Source organism: Oscillatoria salina IIICB1 (assembly GCF_020144665.1).
In the GTDB taxonomy this organism is placed as follows: Bacteria; Cyanobacteriota; Cyanobacteriia; order Cyanobacteriales; family SIO1D9; genus IIICB1.
The window spans coordinates 1-21,923 of record NZ_JAAHBQ010000084.1; the positions used below are offsets into that span (position 1 = coordinate 1).

General features: G+C 42.5%; 23 protein-coding genes. 17 read left to right on the plus strand and 6 right to left on the minus strand.

Annotated features, from left to right (window positions below; all coding sequences use genetic code 11):
- Nucleotides 1–57: 57 nt before the first annotated feature.
- Nucleotides 58–1,452, minus strand: a complete 1,395-nt coding sequence (locus G3T18_RS20665; protein ID WP_224412484.1) for a DUF4335 domain-containing protein — start codon at nt 1,450–1,452, stop codon at nt 58–60.
- The gene (locus G3T18_RS20670; protein WP_224412485.1) at nt 1,449–2,078 is read right to left on the minus strand and encodes a DUF3038 domain-containing protein; all 630 of its coding nucleotides are present in this window, start codon (nt 2,076–2,078) and stop codon (nt 1,449–1,451) included. Before G3T18_RS20670 ends, G3T18_RS20665 begins: the two co-directional genes overlap by 4 nt.
- 319 nt (nt 2,079–2,397) lie before the next feature.
- Between G3T18_RS20670 and G3T18_RS20675 the strand changes: the two genes are divergently transcribed.
- The 10 genes from G3T18_RS20675 (at nt 2,398) to G3T18_RS20720 (ending at nt 8,516) form a co-directional block, all read left to right on the plus strand.
- Complete coding sequence (locus G3T18_RS20675) at nt 2,398–2,916, plus strand: adenine phosphoribosyltransferase (protein WP_224412504.1); 519 nt, start codon at nt 2,398–2,400, stop codon at nt 2,914–2,916.
- Between the two features lie 142 nt (nt 2,917–3,058).
- Nucleotides 3,059–4,120 (plus strand): ABC transporter permease, encoded by a 1,062-nt coding sequence (locus tag G3T18_RS20680; protein WP_224412486.1) that lies wholly within the window; start codon nt 3,059–3,061, stop codon nt 4,118–4,120.
- A gap of 9 nt (nt 4,121–4,129) precedes the next feature.
- Complete coding sequence (locus G3T18_RS20685) at nt 4,130–4,420, plus strand: hypothetical protein (RefSeq protein WP_224412487.1); 291 nt, start codon at nt 4,130–4,132, stop codon at nt 4,418–4,420.
- A 156-nt stretch (nt 4,421–4,576) separates the two neighbouring features.
- Entirely contained in the window at nt 4,577–4,906 is a 330-nt protein-coding gene (locus G3T18_RS20690) for a low temperature-induced protein (RefSeq protein ID WP_224412488.1), read from the plus strand.
- Between the two features lie 162 nt (nt 4,907–5,068).
- Nucleotides 5,069–5,428: a dihydroneopterin aldolase gene (gene folB / locus G3T18_RS20695; RefSeq protein WP_224412489.1), complete on the plus strand. Its 360-nt coding sequence runs from the start codon at nt 5,069–5,071 to the stop codon at nt 5,426–5,428.
- A 27-nt stretch (nt 5,429–5,455) separates the two neighbouring features.
- Nucleotides 5,456–5,767 carry a TMEM14 family protein gene (locus tag G3T18_RS20700; RefSeq protein WP_224412490.1) on the plus strand — a complete coding sequence of 104 codons (312 nt, stop codon included), beginning with the start codon at nt 5,456–5,458 and terminating at the stop codon, nt 5,765–5,767.
- Nucleotides 5,768–5,783: 16 nt separating this feature from the next.
- The gene (gene rsmA / locus G3T18_RS20705; RefSeq protein ID WP_224412491.1) at nt 5,784–6,599 is read left to right on the plus strand and encodes a 16S rRNA (adenine(1518)-N(6)/adenine(1519)-N(6))-dimethyltransferase RsmA; all 816 of its coding nucleotides are present in this window, start codon (nt 5,784–5,786) and stop codon (nt 6,597–6,599) included.
- Nucleotide 6,600: 1 nt separating this feature from the next.
- On the plus strand, nt 6,601–7,542 hold the full coding sequence (gene ispE / locus G3T18_RS20710) for a 4-(cytidine 5'-diphospho)-2-C-methyl-D-erythritol kinase (RefSeq protein ID WP_224412492.1): 942 nt from the start codon (nt 6,601–6,603) through the stop codon (nt 7,540–7,542).
- A gap of 160 nt (nt 7,543–7,702) precedes the next feature.
- Nucleotides 7,703–8,107: a four helix bundle protein gene (locus G3T18_RS20715; protein WP_224412493.1), complete on the plus strand. Its 405-nt coding sequence runs from the start codon at nt 7,703–7,705 to the stop codon at nt 8,105–8,107.
- A gap of 73 nt (nt 8,108–8,180) precedes the next feature.
- The gene (locus G3T18_RS20720) at nt 8,181–8,516 is read left to right on the plus strand and encodes a DUF3082 domain-containing protein (RefSeq protein ID WP_224412494.1); all 336 of its coding nucleotides are present in this window, start codon (nt 8,181–8,183) and stop codon (nt 8,514–8,516) included.
- On the opposite strand, the gene G3T18_RS20725 is transcribed toward G3T18_RS20720, so the two are convergent.
- Complete coding sequence (locus G3T18_RS20725) at nt 8,513–8,746, minus strand: hypothetical protein (protein WP_224412495.1); 234 nt, start codon at nt 8,744–8,746, stop codon at nt 8,513–8,515. The genes G3T18_RS20720 and G3T18_RS20725 overlap by 4 nt on opposite strands.
- 445 nt (nt 8,747–9,191) lie before the next feature.
- Here G3T18_RS20725 and G3T18_RS20730 point away from each other — a divergent pair, with 445 nt between their 5' ends.
- The 5 genes from G3T18_RS20730 (at nt 9,192) to G3T18_RS20750 (ending at nt 14,643) form a co-directional block, all read left to right on the plus strand.
- Complete coding sequence (locus G3T18_RS20730; protein WP_224412505.1) at nt 9,192–10,859, plus strand: HD family phosphohydrolase; 1,668 nt, start codon at nt 9,192–9,194, stop codon at nt 10,857–10,859.
- Between the two features lie 535 nt (nt 10,860–11,394).
- Entirely contained in the window at nt 11,395–11,613 is a 219-nt protein-coding gene (locus G3T18_RS20735; protein ID WP_224412496.1) for a DUF2811 domain-containing protein, read from the plus strand.
- Nucleotides 11,614–11,714: 101 nt separating this feature from the next.
- Nucleotides 11,715–13,112, plus strand: coding sequence for a protoporphyrinogen oxidase (hemG, locus tag G3T18_RS20740; protein WP_224412497.1), 1,398 nt, complete (start codon nt 11,715–11,717; stop codon nt 13,110–13,112).
- A 416-nt stretch (nt 13,113–13,528) separates the two neighbouring features.
- The gene (pth, locus tag G3T18_RS20745) at nt 13,529–14,140 is read left to right on the plus strand and encodes an aminoacyl-tRNA hydrolase (protein WP_224412498.1); all 612 of its coding nucleotides are present in this window, start codon (nt 13,529–13,531) and stop codon (nt 14,138–14,140) included.
- Between the two features lie 32 nt (nt 14,141–14,172).
- Nucleotides 14,173–14,643, plus strand: a complete 471-nt coding sequence (locus tag G3T18_RS20750) for a GNAT family N-acetyltransferase (RefSeq protein ID WP_224412499.1) — start codon at nt 14,173–14,175, stop codon at nt 14,641–14,643.
- 86 nt (nt 14,644–14,729) lie between these two features.
- Here G3T18_RS20750 and G3T18_RS20755 read toward each other — a convergent pair whose 3' ends face one another.
- Complete coding sequence (locus tag G3T18_RS20755; protein ID WP_224412500.1) at nt 14,730–16,715, minus strand: BamA/TamA family outer membrane protein; 1,986 nt, start codon at nt 16,713–16,715, stop codon at nt 14,730–14,732.
- Nucleotides 16,716–17,045: 330 nt separating this feature from the next.
- On the opposite strand from G3T18_RS20755, the gene G3T18_RS20760 reads away from it, so the two are divergent.
- Complete coding sequence (locus G3T18_RS20760; RefSeq protein WP_224412501.1) at nt 17,046–18,314, plus strand: lipid-A-disaccharide synthase-related protein; 1,269 nt, start codon at nt 17,046–17,048, stop codon at nt 18,312–18,314.
- Between the two features lie 150 nt (nt 18,315–18,464).
- On the opposite strand, the gene G3T18_RS20765 is transcribed toward G3T18_RS20760, so the two are convergent.
- Nucleotides 18,465–18,728 carry a GlsB/YeaQ/YmgE family stress response membrane protein gene (locus G3T18_RS20765; protein ID WP_224412502.1) on the minus strand — a complete coding sequence of 88 codons (264 nt, stop codon included), beginning with the start codon at nt 18,726–18,728 and terminating at the stop codon, nt 18,465–18,467.
- Between the two features lie 539 nt (nt 18,729–19,267).
- Between G3T18_RS20765 and G3T18_RS20770 the strand changes: the two genes are divergently transcribed.
- Nucleotides 19,268–20,494 carry a tetratricopeptide repeat protein gene (locus tag G3T18_RS20770; protein ID WP_224412503.1) on the plus strand — a complete coding sequence of 409 codons (1,227 nt, stop codon included), beginning with the start codon at nt 19,268–19,270 and terminating at the stop codon, nt 20,492–20,494.
- Between the two features lie 26 nt (nt 20,495–20,520).
- Here the strand turns inward: G3T18_RS20770 and psbC are convergent, their stop codons facing one another.
- Nucleotides 20,521–21,909, minus strand: a complete 1,389-nt coding sequence (gene psbC / locus G3T18_RS20775) for a photosystem II reaction center protein CP43 (RefSeq protein WP_224412506.1) — start codon at nt 21,907–21,909, stop codon at nt 20,521–20,523.
- Nucleotides 21,910–21,923: the final 14 nt, after the last annotated feature.

Genomic DNA, 21,923 nt, shown 5'->3' on the forward strand with positions numbered 1-21,923 from the left:
ATCTACTTGGATTTAGCGCGAGAGTGTCAAATCTCGCTCGCTAATATGAAATCGGCTTTAAAATCCTCGGAAAGGACTAACTTCAATCACACCATTTGGTCTAAATACCACTCGATAATGAGCCAAAGGTGTTTGCGGTACCAAACCTTTACCCGGACCAATTCCTGCTGCTTCGGGTTGAACTAATTCAGGAAGAGGAGTTTGTTCAACGTAATCTGCGGCTGGTGTATTTTGAAATTCGTAGTCAGCAATAACCCCCTCTGCTGTCACCGCAACTCGGTAATCTAAAGCTCTGGGGAAGATCGGCGTAGTATCCCAATTTTCTCGGAGCTTGTCTCGTAATTGCTCGTTTAACTGGCGCAGTTGGGCTGGAGCGGTAATTTCCGGACCGAGGGTAGGTTCACCTGCGTAGCCTTGCCAAGGACTAACTTGGAGGATACCACGATTAGTAAATACCACTCGAAAAGGAGCGATCGCTTCTTGATTAGCAACTCCGCTATTGACTTGACTATAAGCTAATTCGGGTAAAGGAGTCAGTTCGTTGGCTGATGCAGGTGTATTAGCTACAGGTTCGTAATCCACGATCGCGCCGTCTTTAGTCACAGAAACTCGATATTCTAAGTTACGACTTAAGGTTCTATCTTGCCAAGCTTGATTGAGATTTTGATACAAGTTCCGATTGAGATAACTTAATTGTGTGGGATCTCTAATTTCTTGGGCTGAAGCTAAAAGTTCCTCTAATTCTTCTTGGGTTAATGGTTCGGTGTCCGGAGTTGGAGGAGTTATCGGTTCGGCATTGCTATCGGTAGCAGTGTCAGAATTGGTTCCCGCTTGTTCCGTAGTCGTCGGTTCCGGTTCGCGGACTTCCGGAATGGGAACCAAGAAAAAGGCGATCGCGGCGAAAGCCAAGCTAGTTGCTCCAATTGCGGCTGGGGCTGCACGTTGCATTATTGGTTCTTCAGCCAGACGATAGCGCTTGCTAACTGGCTGTAATTGCAAACCCAGTTCGGGTAAAGTGCGACTATCAGCAAAAAATTGATCGATCGCTTCAACTAAATCAAACAATTCGACTGTAGTTAAATCGATCTCCACAGTTTTAGTTAATCCGTCATCGCTGTTGTTGTCTTGTAGAGATTGGCAGCTTAAGCGATGCAAATTTTTATCTTCTAAATGAGTTAACTGCACTAACTCAGTATTTTCCTCAGCCAGTGGCGGCTGACGCACGCCACTCAGAAATTCTTGTGCATAAGCACTAACTACCCGCACCAGACTATCAAAAAATTCCCGTCCGCCACTCAGCGTCTGCTTGGCAACAGTAAAATGACATTCAGCATTGACCAAAATAGACATTAAAGGTCGTCCGTCACTAGGACTGGGGTTACTTGTCTGGGTACTCATTCCATCGAGAATGAGGGTGCAATTGGGGGGACTATACTGTCGCCTAATTGTCATGAAACTTCTCCATCAAAAAGACTAATCCAAAACCTCTGCATTCCTGCGGTTCCCGTGCAGAATAGTAATTGGCTCAAAAGTTCTAACGCTAGATCGTTCAATTTATCCGGCGAAGCGAGATAAGTAGCTACTTTTGCCCGTCGCGGATTCATCCGCCTGCGAAAGTAGCCGCGAAACCTGTCGAGATATTCCGAAAGGCGAAAGTGATGATCCAAAGGTAATCCTTTTTCCTTCATTTGCTGTTCGGCAAGAAGTAACTGCCGAATCAAGAAAGTTAATTTTCGCGAACGATAAACCGCGATCGCTACTAAAGCTTTCGCTTCTTCTAGTTTTAATGGTCGTCGCACATAAGAACGTCGCCAAGGATTCGTACAACGCAAGCGCCACAACACCACTCGATTTTTGATAATTCCTTGAAGGTCTAATTCTTGAGCAGTTGCTAACATCTGTTCCGAACCCCCTAATTCTAAGGCTTCTAGCGCCAAGAGAATTAAATCGATCCTTTGTTGGGTTCGCCAAGGACAACCTCGCTCTGAAATTGCTGGATCGGGTAAACTGTCTAGAATTAAGGGCTTTGATTTCGCACCAGAAGTATAATCGCGCATTACGCTGGCAGAATTGCTCATTTTTTATAGATTTCACGAAGTTACTTGGTTAATAGATAAAGACTCAGTAAGTTTTACTCCGACTTAGAATAGCTGACTTATTTAAGTCTGTATTTGTGTCAGAACGCCTTTTATTCGTCTCTAACTGCATGATACAAGCCAAGTTGATTTCTCTGTCTTGTTGTTAGTTTAATTAAAAATAGTCAAACCTATATTATATATTATTTTGATAATTAACTGGGGAGAAAAAGTCTTTCTTAGCGATCGCCAAGAAAATCGCCAAAGCTACAATCGCATTTTAGAGTGGAAGGGCAACAACAGAACATACGTGAGTTTTTCTATGGATATCAAGTCTCTGATTCGCGACATCCCAGATTTTCCCAAACCGGGCATCATTTTTCGGGATATTACGACTTTATTGAGCAATCCGGAAGGATTACACTATACGTTTGACACTTTAGAGCAAAAGTGTAAACAAGCAAATCTTCTACCCGACTATGTAATCGGTATGGAGTCTCGCGGTTTTCTTTTCGGTCCATCTCTAGCTTATAAGTTTCAAGCTGGATTTATTCCGGTACGCAAACCAGGAAAGTTACCCGCCGCAGTTCACAGTATTGAATACGAACTAGAATATGGCACAGATAAACTCGAGGTACATCAGGATGCTTTAGCCCCAGGTGCGCGGGTATTAATTGTAGACGATTTAATCGCTACAGGAGGAACAGCGAAAGCTACAGCCGAGTTAGTCCAACGCTGCGGCTGTAACTTAGTCGGTTTCGCCTTTATTATCGAATTAACAGACTTGGGCGGACGGAAAAATCTGCCTGAAGTCCCAATTATTACCTTAGTAGAATATTAATGGCGATCGCACTTAGGCAAATCCCTAGCCAGAAAGATATTTGGGCTACAGCGTCAGCTAAGCTGAGGTAACTAACTTGTCAGCAGGATTTATCTCCTGTTGACAAACTGAATTGGGAGCGAGAATACACAAATAACAGCCAATGACACAAGTAAAACATTCATCAACGCGAGATAGGTTAAATAACTTCGGCAATTGGGTAAAAGGACTATTGACGAATGAAACATTTCTCTACATCGTCAAGCGACTATTGCAGGGATTGTTAACTTTGTTGTTAGCATCTGCCCTCAGTTTTGCGATTATTCAATTAGCACCGGGAGATTATCTGGATACTTTAAGGGAAAATCCCAGTATTTCCCAAGAAACAATTGAGGCGTATAGTCAGCAATTTGGTTTAGATAAGCCTGCTTATGTTCAATATTTACTTTGGTTGAAGCAGGTAGTCACGGAGCTTGATTTTGGCACTAGTTTCGTTTATTCCCGCTCAGTGGCATCGTTGTTAAGGGAACGAATTATTAATACCTTGCTTTTAGCGATCGCGTCAATTATTCTGACTTGGGCGATCGCGATTCCTCTTGGGATCGTTAGTGCAGTTAATCAAAATCGCTTTGCCGATCGCTCTTTACGGGTACTTAGCTATTTGGGACAAGGGTTTCCTAGCTTTATCACGGCTTTATTACTGCTAATTGTCGCACAAAATACTTCTCCTCTCTTTCCCGTCGGCGGCATGACAAGTATTTATCATGCCGATCTTAATCCAGTGGGTAAAGTTCTCGATGTCGGTTGGCACATGATCTTACCGACAATTGCTTTAACTATCACTTCTTTTGCTGGCTTGCAACGCTTAACTAGAGGTGAGTTACTCGATGTTCTCCGCCAAGATTATATCCAAACTGCTCGCGCGAAAGGACTGCCAGAAAATCGCGTCATCTACGTTCATGCTTTACGCAATGCAGTTAACCCCTTGATTACTTTGCTCGGTTTTGAGTTTGCTAGCTTACTTAGTGGGGCATTTATTGCCGAATATTTCTTTAATTGGCCCGGTTTGGGACGTTTGATTTTGCAAGCGGTTATTGCCCAAGATATTTATTTGGTGATGGCAAGCTTGATGATGGGCGCATTAATGTTAATTATTGGTAATTTACTCGCAGATTTGTTACTCAAATTTGTCGATCCCCGAATTAATCTCGAAAATATTCAGTAAGCGATTCTTATGCTTTCTCAAATTCATTATTTAATTCGTTCTCAAACTGACGGTAAGTATCTCGCGGCTCAACTCCACGATGAAAATTCTCCCTCAGCAGGCTATCTGCTCATGTTTAAAGAACATTTTGATGCTCTTAGCTATCTTAATACCCACGCAGGTGATATTGCCGATCGCTTTGCGGTTGAGTCGATTTCAGGTACTCAGTTGAAAAATTTGCTCCAACGTTGGGGTTTTAGCGGTATTGGGCTAGTTGAAGACCCCCTCGTACCGCAAATTGAGTTCCTCAAATACGGCTAATTTTATTATTTTTTGTTAAGTCAATGACAAATCTATCTCTGTGTAGATTTGATAAACGCCAATATTTGAGCAAATAAATAGATGTAGTAGAAAATTTAGCTGGTTTCTCACGAATCAGTAGTAGATTACAAAATTAACAAAAAGGAGCAATTTCAAATGAAATCTCTTCTACGACCCTTGCGTATTTTACTAGTTGTCTGTGCTTGTGCATTTCTTTTCTTCTCCCAAGCAATTCCTGCTTATGCAGGTAGTAATCCGGCTAAAGGAGAAGAAACACTAAATGCAGTTCAGAAAGAATCAGAAAAGATTCTGAAACAAGAACGACCCGCACCTGCTGGTTTAGAAGCTAATATCAGATCTGAGAAAGGTTTGAATGAAGTTCAAGGGGCAGCTAATGCAGAAAAAATGTACAACCCTGCCAACTCTGGCGATAAGGAAACAGTTGAAAAAGATTTGGGTAAAGCTTTAAATAAGGTTGCTGACTAAAGGCTTGTTAGTTTCTCAAACTTAACTATTTGCTAACCAAGTGTTAAAATGAAGATAAACGGTTGAAAGCTTTTTTGCGGAAAGTTTCAACCGTTTATTTAACTGTCCGAAAATTAATTAAAAATTATTAAAAAATTGAAGTAAGCCTTGACAAAAGACCAAATGGATGTAATTAGATTAACGACAATTCGGAGTTATGGTTACACGGGGTATCTAGAAGAAGAACGGATACTAGGACAGTGGTTTGAGGTAGATTTAACCTTATGGTTAGATTTAGCAAAAGCAGGTAAATCTGATGCGATTGAAGATACTTTAGATTACCGAGCAGCGATCGCTACGGTGAAACACATCATCAAAACCGCAAAGTTTGCTTTAGTCGAGAAACTAGCTAGCGCGATCGCCGAAGCTATCTTAGAATTAGAACCAGTAGAACAAGTAAAAGTTGAGTTATCTAAACCCGCAGCACCAATTCCCGACTTTGGCGGTAGAATTACGATCGAGATTATCAGAAGTAAATCTTAAGCAACACAATTACAAGTAGGTACAATTATGAATCTCGGTGCGATCGCGGCTTTAATTTATGGTATTGTTGCTCTCGTGGGCGGTATTTTCGGCTACGTGAAAGTTAAGAGTAAACCCTCACTAATTTCTGGTACAATTAGCGGCACTTTGTTGATTTTTAGTGCAGTAGCTCAATTCGTCGGATACAGTTGGGGGTTGATTTTCGCCGCTCTATTAACAGGAATTTTAATAGTAGTATTTATCATGAGATTGATGAAAACTAAAAAATTTATGCCTGCGGGTTTAATGGGGATTTTAGGCGTAGTTGCCCTAGCAGTAATCGTAAGCGAATTTGTTTAATTAGAACGAAAAATAAATGGCTCCTAGACCTCGCAAACGCTTTGGACAACATTGGTTGCGTAGCGAAAAAGTATTAGCTGAAATTATCAAAGCTGCTAAATTACAGCCTAGCGATCGCGTTTTAGAAATAGGTCCGGGAACAGGAATTCTCACTCGTCGTTTGTTAGCAGAAAGCCAAGCTGTAGTTGCTGTCGAACTCGATCGCGATTTATGCAAGAAATTGGTAAAATCTTTCGGATCTCGCGAAAATTTTCTTCTGTTACAAGGCGATATTCTTAACCTCGACTTAGATACCCAACTAACAGATTTTCCCGCTTTCCAAAAGCCAAACAAAGTTGTTGCGAATATTCCCTACAACATTACAGGTCCAATTCTCGAAAAAGTCTTAGGAAAAATTGCTCAACCCGTAACTCCAGCTTACGATTTAATTGTCTTATTAATTCAACAAGAAGTAGCCGAAAGAATTTGCGCCGATCCAAGTTCAAAAACATTCGGTGCATTATCCGTCAGAGTTCAGTATATAGCCGAACCAGAATTAATCTGTAACGTACCAGCAAAAGCCTTTTATCCACCTCCGAAAGTAGACTCAGCCGTCGTGAGATTATCTCCCCGTAACTTTCCCATTCCCGCAGCCAACCCCAAACAACTAGAAAAATTGGTCAAAGTTGGCTTCGCTAACAAACGGAAAATGTTACGAAATAATTTAAAAGGATTAACAGATAGCGAAATTTTGTCTCAATTGCTGGAACAATTAGAAATTAATCCCCAAGTTCGTGCTGAAAACCTTAGCGTCCGAGATTGGGTCAACCTGAGTAATAAGTTAAAAATCTAAGATGCGTTCTTATTGTTTAATTGCGCCTGCGAAAATTAATCTATATTTAGAAATTATCGGCTCTCGTCCCGACGGGTTTCACGAATTGGTAATGCTGCTACAAAGCATCGAATTAAGCGATCGCGTTTATCTCCATGCTAACGGGATCGACGATATTCGCATCCACTGTCAGCATCCCGAAGTACCTTCACAGCCAACCAATCTTGCTTATAAAGCTGCTAAATTAATGGCAGACCAATTTCCCGATATTTTCGCCAACTACGGGGGAATGGAAATTACCATTGACAAAAGAATTCCCGTAGCCGCAGGATTAGCCGGAGGTTCAACTGATGCGGCGGCGGTATTAGTTGGGATAAACTTAATGTGGCAGTTGGGACTGACTCAACCAGAATTACAAGAATTAGCCGCCTTACTCGGTTCGGATGTACCATTTTGTATTTCTGGGGGAACAGCGATCGCCACAGGAAGAGGCGAACAACTTGATGCAATTAATTCCCCTCCTTCGCTGTTCGTAGTTTTAGCAAAATATCGGAATATCAGCGTTTCTACAGCTTGGGCTTATCAAACTTATCGCCAAAAATTCGGTCACGAATACATCATCGATCCCGACGTTATTCGTTCGCGAATTATTGAGATTCATTCTAGTCCATTAGTCAACGCGATTAGCCATAAACATAGTGCCAAAATTGGTCAATTACTGCACAATGACCTGGAAAGAGTTGTTTTACCAGCTTATCCTCAAGTCGAACAATTACGAAACGCTTTCGCTGACGCTGGAGTTTTGGGAACAATGATGTCTGGTAGCGGTCCGACAGTTTTTGCTCTCTGCGAGTCAGAAACTCACGCTCAAGAGGTAAAACGAAAAGTAAGAAGTGTAATTCCTGACTTTGAGTTAAAGTTTTGGATTACTAGGTTGTCTAGCGCTGGAATTAGTGTGACTTAGGGGGATTGGGGACTTGGGGACTGGGGATTGGTGATTGGTGAGGTGGGGATTGGTGAGGTGGGGACTGGGGACTGGGGATTGGGGATTAGGGATTGGTGAGGTGGGGACTGGGGACTGGGGATTGGGGATTAGGGATTGGTGAGGTGGGGAGGTGGGATATATGGAAGATAAAGGTTTTGAGAGTTTGGAGTTTTACCAAGATAGCTTAAAATTGCTCCAGGCAGCTTATCGGTTAGCCGATAATTTACCCCATCACGAACGCTACAATTTAAGCGATCAACTACGGCGATCGGCTTGCAGTATTTTACTGAATATTGCCGAAGGTTATGGACGGTATCATTATCTCGATCGCTTACGTTTCCTTTATACTGCTCGTGGTTCCTTTGCAGAAACAATGAGTGCTTTTATAATTGCAGAAAACCTGGGATATTGCACTAAAGAGCAATTGAACTGGGTCAGCCAGCTTAAAACCCAAATTGAAAGAAATCTTAACGGTTATTGTCGTTTTGTTCGTTCACAACAGCAGGGTAGTGAGGAATACGGCGATCGCTATTTAAAAGATTAACCACTCACAAAAGCATTATTCAATCCCCAATCCCCAATCCCCAATCACCAATCACCAATCCCCAATCCCTAATATGTCTAATCCTGAAGAACAAACAAAAACTAAATCTTTAGAAACCGTGACTTCCAATGTCGGTCCCGGACGCTGTTTGGTAGGTTCCTTGATTTCCGGCGGTTTCGGCTTTGCTTTATATTCGTTAACCTCGGCGATCGCGCAAACTTTTGCTGATAAACCGATCGCTTCTACCAATCCTACTGCAATTAGTATCTCGGTGGCGGTTCGTACTTTGGTTGTTGGTGTAGCAGCTTTGGGAACTGGTGTATTTGCTTTAGTTGCTGTTGGTTTGATTGCGTTAGCTATCCAATTATTTCTTGAACAGTCGAAGAAACCAACAGCAGACGAAAATTAGACAAACTGATTTCTGTGTAAAGTTGTTTCACCGCAATTTGGTATCCAAGCTACCCATTCATCTACACAAGTTTGACAAAGTATTAATGCTTCGTCGTGACTGTAGGGATGGGGAAGTTCGCGCAGTTTGACCCAGGTATCTGTTTGCGGTTCTGGGTTTGGTAGCCAGTCGCTCTTCGATTGCATCGATGAGTCGTGAGATTTTCCTCGAACAAGTTTTAGATGTTTCATTTGGCGATCGCTCTATTCTTCTCAGACAGTTTCCTCGCATCTTCACGCTTGCAAACTGCCGTTCAACGCTAAATTGATTGAATTTCTGTAACAATCGCTACAGAAATTATTTTCTGTATTCAAAGTTACAAAATATCTGAGGCAGGGTCAAGAAACTGTCTCAGAACTTTACAACCAAAGGAGTGAAACTAACAAAGCGAGCAAAATCCCCTAGCTTGAGGTGGAAACTGTAACTTTCCAGAAGAGTAAAGTCAAGACAAAAGGTTTTGAGAAAGAATATACTGAAACATCGAACAGCGATCGCCGAGCATCAGCAGAAACTTCTCTTAAATTATGGTACTTTCAGAAAAATAGCTTCTGGTGCGAAAATAAGCTAATTATAGAGTATCAAGCGGTGTCGATCGGCTTGTTGTTGAGTAATGACTGCGATCTTAAACAAATAATTATGGCTGCATCTAACTTTCCTATTATAGAAATTGAAGGTGAGGAATTTATTTCTGCATCTGACGAACAAGCAGAACTCATTGAGCAACTCTTAGCAATTGGGACAGCACTTTCGAGTACCCAAGATTTAGAAGAAATTCTACAGCTAATTTTATCTAAGAGTAGAGAAATAACCTCTAGCGATGCAGGTAGCGTTTATTTACTTGACAAAACTGATGCTATTCCCAAATTATTGTTTAAAGCATCGCAAAACGATTCACTCAGTAATGCTTCTTTTCGGGAATTTGCTGTACCTCTGACACCAAAAAGTTTAGCCGGATACGTGGCGCTGACTGGAAAAACTTTAAACATCCCCGATGCCCAAAATTTATTACCTAATCTACCTTATCAATTAGACCGTAGTTTCGATCGCAGTTTTTCTTATCGTACTCGTTCTGTGTTAGTCTTGCCGATGCAAGATGCAGAAGGCGAAATTATTGGCGTACTTCAACTAATTAACCGCAAACGGAGATCGGACATTATCGTTACTCCCGAAAATGCTCTCGAAGTAATACAGCCTTATTCCGAATGGGAAGAAAGAATTCTGCGATCGCTAGCCTCTCTCGCCGCTATTTCCATTGAAAGAAATATACTTCAAGATAGTATTGAAAATCTCTTTGAAAGTTTTGTCCGTGCTTCAGTCGAAATTATCGAACGCCGCGATCCTACTACTTCGGGACATTCTGAAAGAGTCGCTAAATTAACTGTAGCCCTAACCCAAGAAATAAATAGTATCGCCAACGGCAGTCTGGGATTGATGAAATTCAGCGATCGCCAAATTCAAGAAATTCGCTATGCTGCTCTTTTACACGATTTTGGCAAAGTTTGCGTTCCCGAAACAATTCTCAACAAACGCCAAAAACTTTACCCAGAACAACTCCAAGTCATTCGTCAGCGCTTTGCTCTCGTCCAGCGTACCTTAGAAAGAGAATGTGCCGAAAAAAAATTCCAGTATCTACTGAATAATCAATTTCCCCAGCCTCACAATCTTAGCGATAATTGTCCTCACTGCCAACAAATAAGACAATTAGATACCAACTTAGCCGCCACGATCGAAAAATTAAATCATTTCTGGGAATTATTAATCCAACTCAACGAACCACAACCATTAAAAAATCAAGAAATTACCGCTTTGAGCGAAGAAGTAGTCGCTTCCCTAACAGCCCTTTTGCAATACACCTATCAAGACATTGATGGTAAAACTAAACCTCTGGTTACACCCGAAGAAATGGAACAACTGTTAGTTCCTTTTGGTAATTTAACCATCTCCGAGCGTCAAGCGATCGAAGCTCACGTTACCTACTCCTACGAATTTCTGAACCGCATTCCTTGGACAAAACAGCTTGAAAATATCCCGATTATCGCCTACAGACACCACGAAAAACTCGATGGTAGCGGCTATCCTCTCGGTTTGACAACTTCCGAAATTCCTTTACAAACGCAAATTCTCACCATCGCTGATATTTACGACGCTCTCACTGCCGCCGATCGCCCTTATAAGCGCCCTTTAGCTGTCGATATCGTCCTGAAAATTTTACACGAAGAAGCTAGCAAAAACAAAATCAACTTTGATTTAGTGCAACTCTTCGAGCAACGACAAGTTTATCAAATTCTCGGACACCAACTATAGCAGCGAACAGTGAACAGCGATCGCCAGTCAATTCAGACAAATGACATCCCACCCCAGACAAACAACAGACAAACAGCTAACTTTGCAATTCTTATTTTTCCTCCCACTTTTCCCCCATAGATTCCCCAGTGTTTCCACAAACGATTTTCACATTTTCCACAATTTACCCAAGCTTTTCCACAAGCAAATACGGTAACATCAATACTTCATTGAGGAACTGTGGGATAAAGGCGAGATTCTCAATAAACCTCCTTTGGCACGCAGTTTTAATTAAGTTATGTAACAAAAAATGCCCTCAAATAGCGATTCTGTCGTAAATCTTTATTTTTCCTAAAGAGTTCTGTAACATTTCGCAGCATTGACAACCCCACCCCCCCTTGGTTGAAAATAGTGCGACCAGCAAATAAATATTTTCCCCAAAGCTGGCTCGAAGCCAAACCCAAGCGAAGCCAGTAAAAAGGTTCATTGTCCTTATTTCGTCAGCACCTATCTACTTAACGACTAACTTCTATAAAAAACTTCACCAGAGGTAAATATGAACGCGAACATCAGCATCTTGGCAGAAATACCCGAAGATTTACACAAATCTCTGAAAAACTACCTCGACAAACATCCTAACTGGGATCAAGACAGGGTATTTGCAGCCGCCCTCTCTTTGTTTTTAATGCAAAACGGCAACCATCAACCCTCTAACTCATCGCCAAACTATCAAACCTGCGCCCGTATTTATCTAGAAACCCTCTTTCAGCAGTAGAGATGGCTTTTTCAGGGGAGATAGGGAGGATCTCCCCTCTCTACTAGCAACGCAACACCCGCTAATCGTAAAATTGGAAATCGTCACCTTAACGAAACAACGTGCTAGATACTTTAATTATCGGAGCGGGAATTAGCGGTTTAAGCCTCGCTCATAACTTAAAACAAAACCAAAAACAGATTTTAGTCACCGAAAGCCAAGGGCGAGTTGGTGGGAATATTACTAGCAATCAAGCAGGTGAATTTCTCTGGGAAGAAGGTCCGAATAGTTTTGCACCCAACCCAGCCCTGTTGAAACTAGCAGTAGATGTCGGGTTAAAAGATGACTTAGTTTTAGCCGATCGCAAATTACCTCGTTATGTCTACTGGCAAGGTAAACTAATTCCAGTACCGATGAGTCCCCCAGCCGCGATTACTACCAATTTACTGAGTACGTCGGGAAAACTGCGGGCTTTGTTCGGTGCATTAGGTTTTGTACCTCCACTCGTCGGGAAACCAGAGGAAGAAACCGTAGCTGAGTTTTTCCAGCGTCATTTAGGTGCAGAAGTCACCAACAGGTTAGTATCTCCCTTTGTTTCGGGAGTTTATGCAGGGGATGTAAATCAACTCAGCGCCCAATCTGCCTTTGCGCGTATGGTTAACCTGGTTGATGTTGGTGGTGGTTTACTAGCAGGGGCGATACTTTCTAGACGAGGAAAACCCAAACCCAAACCAGATCCTAACCTTCCTCAAACCAAACCGGGCGAATTAGGTTCTTTTCGCGAAGGTTTGCAAATGTTACCCCAAGCTATAGCGTCTCGCTTAGGGGATGCAGTGAAACTGAATTGGACTTTAAACGAATTACGTCGTACTCCCGAGCAAAATTACCTCGCTACGTTTGACACTCCCGCAGGACAACAGCAAATCGAAACTCGCTCAATTGTCCTGACTGTACCAGCTTACGTCGCCGCTAACTTGTTACAACCGCTTCAAGAAAAAGTTAGTCAGGCTTTAAGAGAAATTTCTTATCCGCCCGTCGCTTGTGTGGTGGTATCCTATCCGAAAAATGCTTTCAAACGCCCCTTAGATGGCTTTGGTAACTTGATTCCGCGAGGACAGGGTGTTCGTACCCTCGGCACAATTTGGTCGTCTACGCTCTTTCCAGGGCGCACTCCGGAAGGGTGGCAAATGTTGACAAATTTCATTGGTGGTGCTACCGATTTAGAAATTGGCGAACTGGAGGAAGAGGCGATCGCGCAAGCAGTCCAGAAAGATTTAAGTAAGATTTTAGTTAAGCCAGAAGTGTCACCAAAAGTCTTGGCTGTGCATTTATGGAAGCGAGCAATTCCTCAGTATAATTTAGGACATCAGCAGCGATTAGCCACAATTTTTGCGGGATTAGAAGAATTGCCCGGATTATTTTTATCTGGTAATTATTTAGATGGCGTATCTTTAGGTGACTGCGTGCGTCGCGGCATGGAAAAAGCCACTGAGGTAGAAGATTATTTAGCCGTTAATTGAGCTAATTTTTGCTTGTCATTCTGAGCGCTTTCTTGTCATCCTGAGCGCTTTCTTGTCATTCTGAGCGCCTTCTTGTCATTCTGAGCGCTTTCCTGTCATTCTGAGCGCCTTCTTGTCATTCTGAGCGCTTTCCTGTCATTCTGAGCGCCTTCTTGTCATTCTGAGCGAAGCGTTCGCGTAGCGTTCTCCGTTGCGAAGCTTCTCGCGAAGCGAGTAGGAGTAGAATCTCCGAGATCCTTCACTTCGCTCAGGATGACGTAATTACTTAATTACCAATAAATTACCAGTAGCTAGGAATTAAGATACTTGCTGTAAGTAAGACTATAAGTATTTTACCTAGGGAAATCCTGAGACTCGTAATCCCTCACGGCTAATTGTATGATAACCACCGATGAGATTATTTTTTTTCCTAATCGATGACTGAAGAAATACAAACTCCTAACTTAGTTATTCCTAAACTAATTGTTGGCTTAGGCAACCCGGAACCAAAATACGACCAAACCAGACACAATATTGGCTTTGAAGCTGTTGATGCTTTGGCGAAATTGTGGCAGGTTTCCTGGAGCGAAAATAAGCGTTTTCAAGGATTATTTGCCGAAGCTAGATTTCGCGGAGAAAAAGTTTATTTGCTCAAACCCCTTACTTATATGAATCGTTCGGGAAAGTCGGTGCGGGCTGTATACGATTGGTATAAGTTGTCCCCAGAGTCGGTATTCGTTATTTATGACGATTTGGCTTTACCTGTGGGGCGGTTACGGTTGCGGCTTTCGGGTTCGGCTGGGGGACATAATGGGATGAAATCAATTATTTCTCATTTGGGGAGTCAAGATTTTCCTCGTTTGCGAGTTGGTATTGGTGAAGCTGCTGGAGAAAAGGATACAGTTGCTCATGTTTTGGGTAAGTTTTCGCCTGGGGAAAAGAAGGTAATTGCGGAAGTTCTTAATTTGGTGGTTGATGCGACTGAGTTGAGTTTGAAGCAAGGGGTGGAGAAGGCGATGAGTTTGTACAATGGTCGCAGCGTCGAGTGATATTTGAAATAATTTGTGCGCTGGAGTTTGCGATGATTCGACTGAGTACACCTGATGATGCGATCGCACTAATTACTTTAGCTGAAAAGACTGGACTATTTGATATGAGCCAACTTCAGCAACTTGATGAAATGCTGGCTGATTACTTCGATGATAACAGTAATGGATCTCGCTTTTGGATTACTGACAACGACGACGAACCAGTGGGAGTCGCCTACTGCGAGATCGAACCAATGACTAATCAGACGTGGAATCTACAATTGATCGCTATCCGACCCGACCGACAGAGACAAGGACGCGGTACCCTACTCCTAGGCTACATTGAACAAATTTTAACAGCACGAGGTGGGCGCGTGTTGCTGGTAGAAACGTCGGGGCTGCCAGAATTTGAGCGCACGCGGGCGTTCTATCGCAAGTGCGGTTACAACGAGGAAGCACGAATTCGCGACTTCTATGAAACGGGTGATGACAAAATTGTTTATCGCAAGGTGCTAACCGCTTAAGAAAACTGGCAAAAAGAGGATTGGATTATCATTTTTGTACTTACTTGAAAGTAATAAGAGGGCTAAAGCCCTCACTACAAACTGAATTAGAAGCGATGACCGATACCAAATTGTAATTTGCTGCTACCTTGGTCGTTAATTCCAAAATCGGCGCGAAGGATACCAATAGGTGAATTTACTCGCACACCAGCCCCATAACCAAAGCCGCTACCTGGTTTATCTCTGGCTGTTCCGGGTTCTCCGGGTACGGTATCTCCGGAACCGAGGTCGCTTGCAAAGTCGGCGAAAACAACGCCTCCAACGGGGGAGTCGAAAATCGGGAAGCGATATTCGGCGGAAGCGAGGACGTAACTGCGACCGCTAGCAACTTCACCGCTACCATAACCACGGACGGAGTTTAAGCCGCCGAGGTTGAAGGCTTGATATGGAGGTAAATCGCCGATAGTTGTACCACCTTGGATGTTGAAGGCTAAAACTTCGGGGCTGTCTTGACCGAGTAAATTAACTTTGGTGTAATTGCTGTAACTGGCTTGGAGGCGGTTCATAAAAATGCTGCCGCTACCGACGGGAATTGATTGTTCGCTGCTAATTTGGAAGCGAGAACCAGAGGTGGGATTGATGGGGTTGTCTCGTTCGTCTTGCGATAAACCTGCGCGAATGGTTACGAGGTCGTCAATACCGTTTTCGCTGTAGGAGAGGCGGTTTCCTTGTTCGTCTACGGGGGAAAGATTTCCTTCGCTGTCACGAATGCTGGTACGAGTGTAGTTAAGTCCTAAAGATCCGTCCCATTCGCCGACTGGTTGTGCAAAAGTGACACTACCACCAAATTTACCTTCTCTGGCGCGATCGCCATTTGGTAAGTTTACTTCATCGTCGAAGGTGGAGGAAGCGTTACGACGACGAAAGGCACTGATTTCATAACCTGGATTGTCGGGATTACTGCTACGATAAGGGCTACCGTAGCTGGTTTCAAATTGAAAGTCTCTTGTACCTACTTTTAAGTCAAGGGAGATGTTTTGATTAATTCCGCCAAAGTTGCGATCGTTGTAGTTGAGTGTCCCAAAAAGTCCGGTGGTTTGATTGTAACCGCCTCCAGCATTGATGGCGCGGGCGGCTGCTTCGATTAAATTGTAGGTGATATCGACTTTGTTTGCGTCGCCGTTGAGGTTGATGTCTGCTTGTTGGAATAAGCCAGTACGATATAAATTACCTAGGTCGTCTTGGACGGTTTCTAAGCGAAAAACTTCACCTGGTTTAATCTGTAATTGTTCTCTGACAAAGGATTCGCGGGTTCTCCCGTCGGTGGGTTCTCCTTCTTTGTCGAGAAAGCGAATCTGGATATCACCTATGACACCTTCAGCTACTTCGATGTTAAGAATTCCATTCGGCTGAGGTTGGACGAGGGAAACTTGGGCGAGAATATAGCCATTATCTTTGTACCATTGAGTCAAAGCTTTCACACCTCGATCGAGGGTAGTCGGACTAACTTCTTTACCCAGTTGACTTTGAAAGAAAGATTCCGCTACATCTTGGGGAAGAACCTTCGCATTAGATAATTTTAGCGATCGCACCACAATCGGTTCTACTTCAAAGACAATATCCCAGCCGTTTTGATTGCTATTACTACTTACTCTCGCATCAGCAAATAAACCTGTCTTCAAAATCGCTGTCACATCGCTTTCTAGCTGAGTTTGGCTAGTGGAATCACCAATTTGCGTCCTAATTTCCTTGAGGACAATTTCTTGTAACTCTTTACTTCCACCCACCACCCGGATATTAGTCGCCCTTACTACTAAATCATCAATTGTCGATCTTGGCGCTTCACCACCAATTCCTTGACTTGGTTTCGGTTTGGGTTGAGAAAATTCTGGGGTTGTATCTACCACCGTGTTTGGTTTTGCTGTCGAGGAGGATACTTCTGCTGACGGTGATGAAGTCTCAACTGGCACGATATAATCCTTAGCTGATGTCACATTTGCAGGTTGAACTTCAGCTACCGCGTATGTTTGTTGAGCAAATTCCCCAATTATTAATCCCGCGAAAGTAAAAATAGCTAATTTATAGACTTGCATATAACCTCAACTCAAGATACAACTGTTTGTGCTTTTTGTTACTCGACTTGGGCTGTATTGTCGGAGTTCCCTTTATCAGTGAACAGTTAGCAGTTATCAGTAACCAGTAACCAGTTAGCGTTTATCAGTTAACAGTTAGTTTATCCCTCTTGTTTTTTATTTTCCTTATCCTCAATCCCATGAAAAGCGCACACCTGACCAATGAGCAGTTACCAGTTTACCCTCGAATACCTAGTTATTCTAATTCCACCTTCTTTAATATTTACCATTGACTGTTCGCCGATAACTGATAACTGAAAACCCTAATTCCCTAATCCCTAATCAACAACTATGAAACTATTGTGTTTAAGTAATGGTCACGGAGAAGATGTAATTGCCGTAAGAATTTTAGAGCAATTGCAACAACAAAATCCAGCTATAGAATTAGCGGCGTTACCTTTAGTTGGTGAAGGTTATGCTTATACGAAATTAGCTATTCCAATTATTGGTAAAGTCCAGAAAATGCCTTCTGGCGGTTTTGTTTATATGGATGGTCGTCAGTTATTGCGCGATGTAAAGGGTGGTTTGTTAAAGTTACTTTTGGCGCAATATAAGGTGGTGCGGAAGTGGAGTAAAAGCGGTGGCAAAATTTTGGCGGTTGGGGATATTGTACCTTTATTGTTGGCTTGGATGAGCGGTGCTGATTATGCTTTTGTGGGTACGGCGAAATCGGAATACTATTTACGTGATGAGGCTGGATGGTATCCGAAAACGTCTAAATGGGAACGCTTTTCGGGGTCGGTTTATTATCCTTGGGAACGCTGGTTGATGAAGGGAAAACGCTGTCAGGGTGTGTTTCCTAGAGATTCTTTGACTGCACAAATGTTGCAAAAATGCAAGATTAAAGCGTTTGATTTGGGTAATCCCATGATGGATGGAATTTTCCCAGCAAATTCTGCGCCAATTTTTTATAATAGCAATTCGGAAGAAAGAGAATTAGGGCGATCGCTAAAAGTTCTCCTTCTCCCTGGATCGCGCGATCGCGAAGCTTATCAAAATTGGGAGTTGATTTTACAAGCGATTTCCGGGGTTATGGTGACTTTTCGCGAACGATCGCCAGTATTTTTGGCGGCGATCGCACCTTCTCTGGATTTAACCCAATTGCAACAAATTTTACTCGCTTCGGGGTGGATATCTAAGCCTCTTAGTTTACTGGAAACGCCGATTTCTGACTCGGAAGCGTTGGGGTTTAGCCAAAAAAATGCTACTTTACTGTTAACTCAGAATGCTTATCATGAGTGTTTGCTGGCTGCGGATGTGGCGATCGCGATGGCTGGTACTGCTACAGAACAGTTTATCGGTTTGGGTAAACCCGCGATCGCTATTCCTGGTAAGGGTCCTCAGTATACTTACGCTTTTGCAGAAGCGCAAACTCGTTTACTCGGTCCTTCCCTAACCTTAGTTAAAAATCCCGAACGGGTTGCTAATACAATTAAAGCAATTTTAAGCGACCCCGATCGAATTCAATTAATTGCGGAAAATGGACAACAGCGTATGGGACAACCGGGTGCGGCTGCAAGAATTGCTAATTTCTTAAATGAAAGTTTAGCTGGTAATTAAATAAGCAAAACCCGGTTTTGTGTAAAACCGGGTTAGTTATACTGGTTTTAATTGCATTTACAGCGTATTTTCATCCTTAAGGATTAATTTGACTTGCTCGTAATTGCAAGAAAAATTTGCCTTTCTGGGTTGATTTAATTTAAATTATTCTTAAGCGTTCTTGGTTACTAAACCCCAGATGAAAATTACTACAATCGCACCAATAATCGCTGTAATTATTCCTCCTATGGATAACGCACCTGCTGTCCCTACCCCGAAGATTAGTTGACCCAGAAATCCACCGACGAAAGCACCGAGGATACCTAATCCAATTGTAGCGAGGATACCGCCGCCTTGGTGTCCGGGGTAAATAGCTTTTGCGATCGCACCTGCAATCAAACCTAAAATAGCCCAAGCAATAATGTCGCCAATCATAAATTTTTCTCCTTTTTTTGTTTTATCTACTTGTGTTTTTGTTACTTTAAACTTATCAATTTTCTTTCTCTAGCTACCTCTATCAAACGAAATAACCAAAAGATAGAGAAACTAGCTCATTTGGCTGCAAGCGGCACTTCTTTAGATAGAGAGATTGTTGCTTTTGTGCCTATTTTTTGATTTTTCCTAAAAAAAAATGGGTAAGTTAAATTAAAGTAAAGGTTTAAATAAAGTTAACTTGAATTGTTTAAAGGCTTTAAATTTCAAAAACTTTAATTTTCAAGTAGCAAAATATACAGGTAATTAATAATCCAGATTTAAATTAAATCGAAGAATAATCCCGGCGGCTAGTTCAGATTTACCAACTGTTGTTAATACTGCGGAAGAATAAATAATTTCAGGAGAAAAATAAAGATTTCTTACTGGATTGGAATCAAAGGCGATTTTTCTGTTGGAAATTGAAGATATCTGATATAATTAAAGGTTAGCAAGGTAATTTAGCAAGTTAAAATTAACTTTCTAGTCAATAAATTTTTCCGATGAAACTAAGTTTATGTGCGATTGTTAAGAATGAAGAAAAAAACTTGCCTAAATGCCTACTTAGTGTTAAAGAACTGATAGACGAAATCGTAATTTTAGATACAGGTTCGAGCGATCGCACAGTGGAAGTAGCGAAAAGTTTCGGCGCAAAATTGTCTCATTTTCAATGGTGCAACGATTTTGCTGTGGCTCGCAACGAAGCCCTGAACTACGTGGAAACAGAATGGGTATTAGTATTAGATGCAGATGAAGTCCTCGAACCGAAAATCATTCCTCAAATCAAACAAGCAATCAAGAATCCAGATTATTTAGTTATTAATTTACTGCGACAAGAAATAGGAGCAAGGCAATCTCCTTATTCTCTAATTTCTCGCTTATTTCGTCGTCACCCAGCAGTAAGATTTTCTCGTCCCTATCATGCAATAATCGATGACAGCGTTAACCAATTATTACAACAAGAAAATCATTGGCAAATAGTTTCTTTACCAGAAGTAGCAATTTTGCACTATGGTTATCAACAAACAGCGATCGCGTCACAAGATAAGTACAATCGCGCTCAAAAAATCATGGAAGGCTACTTAGCAAATAATCCCGACGATGCTTATATTTGTAATAAATTAGGAGCCTTGTATCTGCAAATAAATCGATTAGCATCAGGAATTGAATTACTGCAACGAGGTTTAAAATCCCCAGAAATCGAACCAGCCGTGACTTACGAACTACATTATCACCTGGGGAACGCTTGGATCGAACAACAAGACTTTAACCAAGCCGCATTGCACTATCAAAACGCGATCGCACAACCAATCTTACCTCAATTAAAACTCGGAGCCTACAACAACCTCGGTAGTTTGCTAAAAACCGCCGGACAATTAGAAATGGCAAAAAAAGCTTACCAGACAGCCTTAAAAATCGACCCCAACTTTGCACTAGGTTACTATAACCTCGGCATAACCCTAAAAACCAGAGGACAGATGGATGAAGCGATCGCCTGTTACCAAAAAGCGATCCAACTCGAACCCAACTACGCCCAAGCATACCAAAACTTAGGAGTTGCCCTGCTAAAAATCGGTCAAGTAGCAGCCAGTTTAAAAGCATTTGAAAAGGCGATCGCCCTATTTTCATCTCAAAACCCACCCGAAGCCGAACGCTTACAAAACAGCTTAGAAAAAATGGGCTTATTCTCACCAAAAAGCTCCCGTCTCAGACAGGAGCTTTTTGATTAAAACTGCTATTCTATCCAAACAAAAACCTAGTCAAGGTTAGGCATAGAGAGAACAGGCTCATTAGTGCGATCGATACCTCGTTCAAAACCAGCAGCCGCAGCACGAGCGCGACCTGCGTGCCAGAAGTGACCGACCAAGAAGAAGAACGCCAAAACAAAGTGAGAAGTAGCTAACCAAGCACGAGGATTAACGTAGTTAAACGAATTAGGCTCAGTAATAATACCACCCACAGAATTGAGCGAACCGTTAGGAGCATGAGTCATGTACTCAGCCGCACGGCGCAATTGCCAAGGTTGAATATCATTTCTTAGCTTGTCAATATCCAAACCATTTGGACCGCGTAAAGGTTCTAGCCAAGGACCGCGGAAGTCCCAGAAACGCATAGTTTCACCACCGAAGATAATTTCACCAGTGGGAGAGCGCATCAGATACTTACCTAAACCAGTGGGACCTTGGGTAGAAGCAATATTCGCACCCAAAGCTTGGTCTCGTGCTAAGAAGACAAAAGATTGAGCTTGAGAAGCTTCTGCATTAGTCGGACCATAAAACTCACTCGGATAAGCGGTGTTATTGAACCAAACATAGAAAGAAGCAATGAAGCCCATTAAGGACAGAGCGCCCAAGCTATAAGAAAGATAAGCTTCACCAGACCAGATGAAAGCGCGACGCGCCCAACCAAAAGGCTTGGTAAGAATATGGAAAATACCGCCAGCGATGCACAACAGACCAATCCAGATGTGACCGCCAATAATATCTTCCATATTGTTAACGCTGACAATCGAGCCATCGCCACCAAAAGGAGACTTCAGCAAGTAACCAAAGATTACCGCCGGATTCAACGTTGGATTGCTAATAATCCGCACATCACCGCCACCTGGTGCCCAAGTGTCGTATACGCCGCCAAAGAAAGTGGCTTTAAACACCAGTAGCAATGCACCGATTCCCAAAATAATCAAGTGGAAACCGATAATACTGGTCATTTTGTCTTTATCTTTCCAGTCGTAACCGAAGAAAGAAGAATATTCTTCTAATACTTCCGGACCGCGTACCGCGTGATAAATACCTCCCAAACCGAGAACGGCGGAAGAAATCAAGTGCAATACGCCAACGACAAAATAAGGGAATGTATCGATTACTTCGCCACCAGGACCTACACCCCAACCGAGGGTAGCCAGGTGAGGAATCAAAATTAAGCCTTGTTCGTACATAGGCTTTTCTGGGATAAAGTGAGCGACTTCAAACAAAGTCATCGCACCAGCCCAGAAGACAATCAAGCCAGCGTGAGCGACGTGAGCGCCCAAAAGCTTACCAGAAAGGTTGATTAAACGGGCATTACCTGCCCACCAAGCAAAACCGGATGATTCTTGATCGCGACCAGCGCCAGCGACCATTGTACTATTAGAGAGCGTTACCACGTGGTAATACCTCC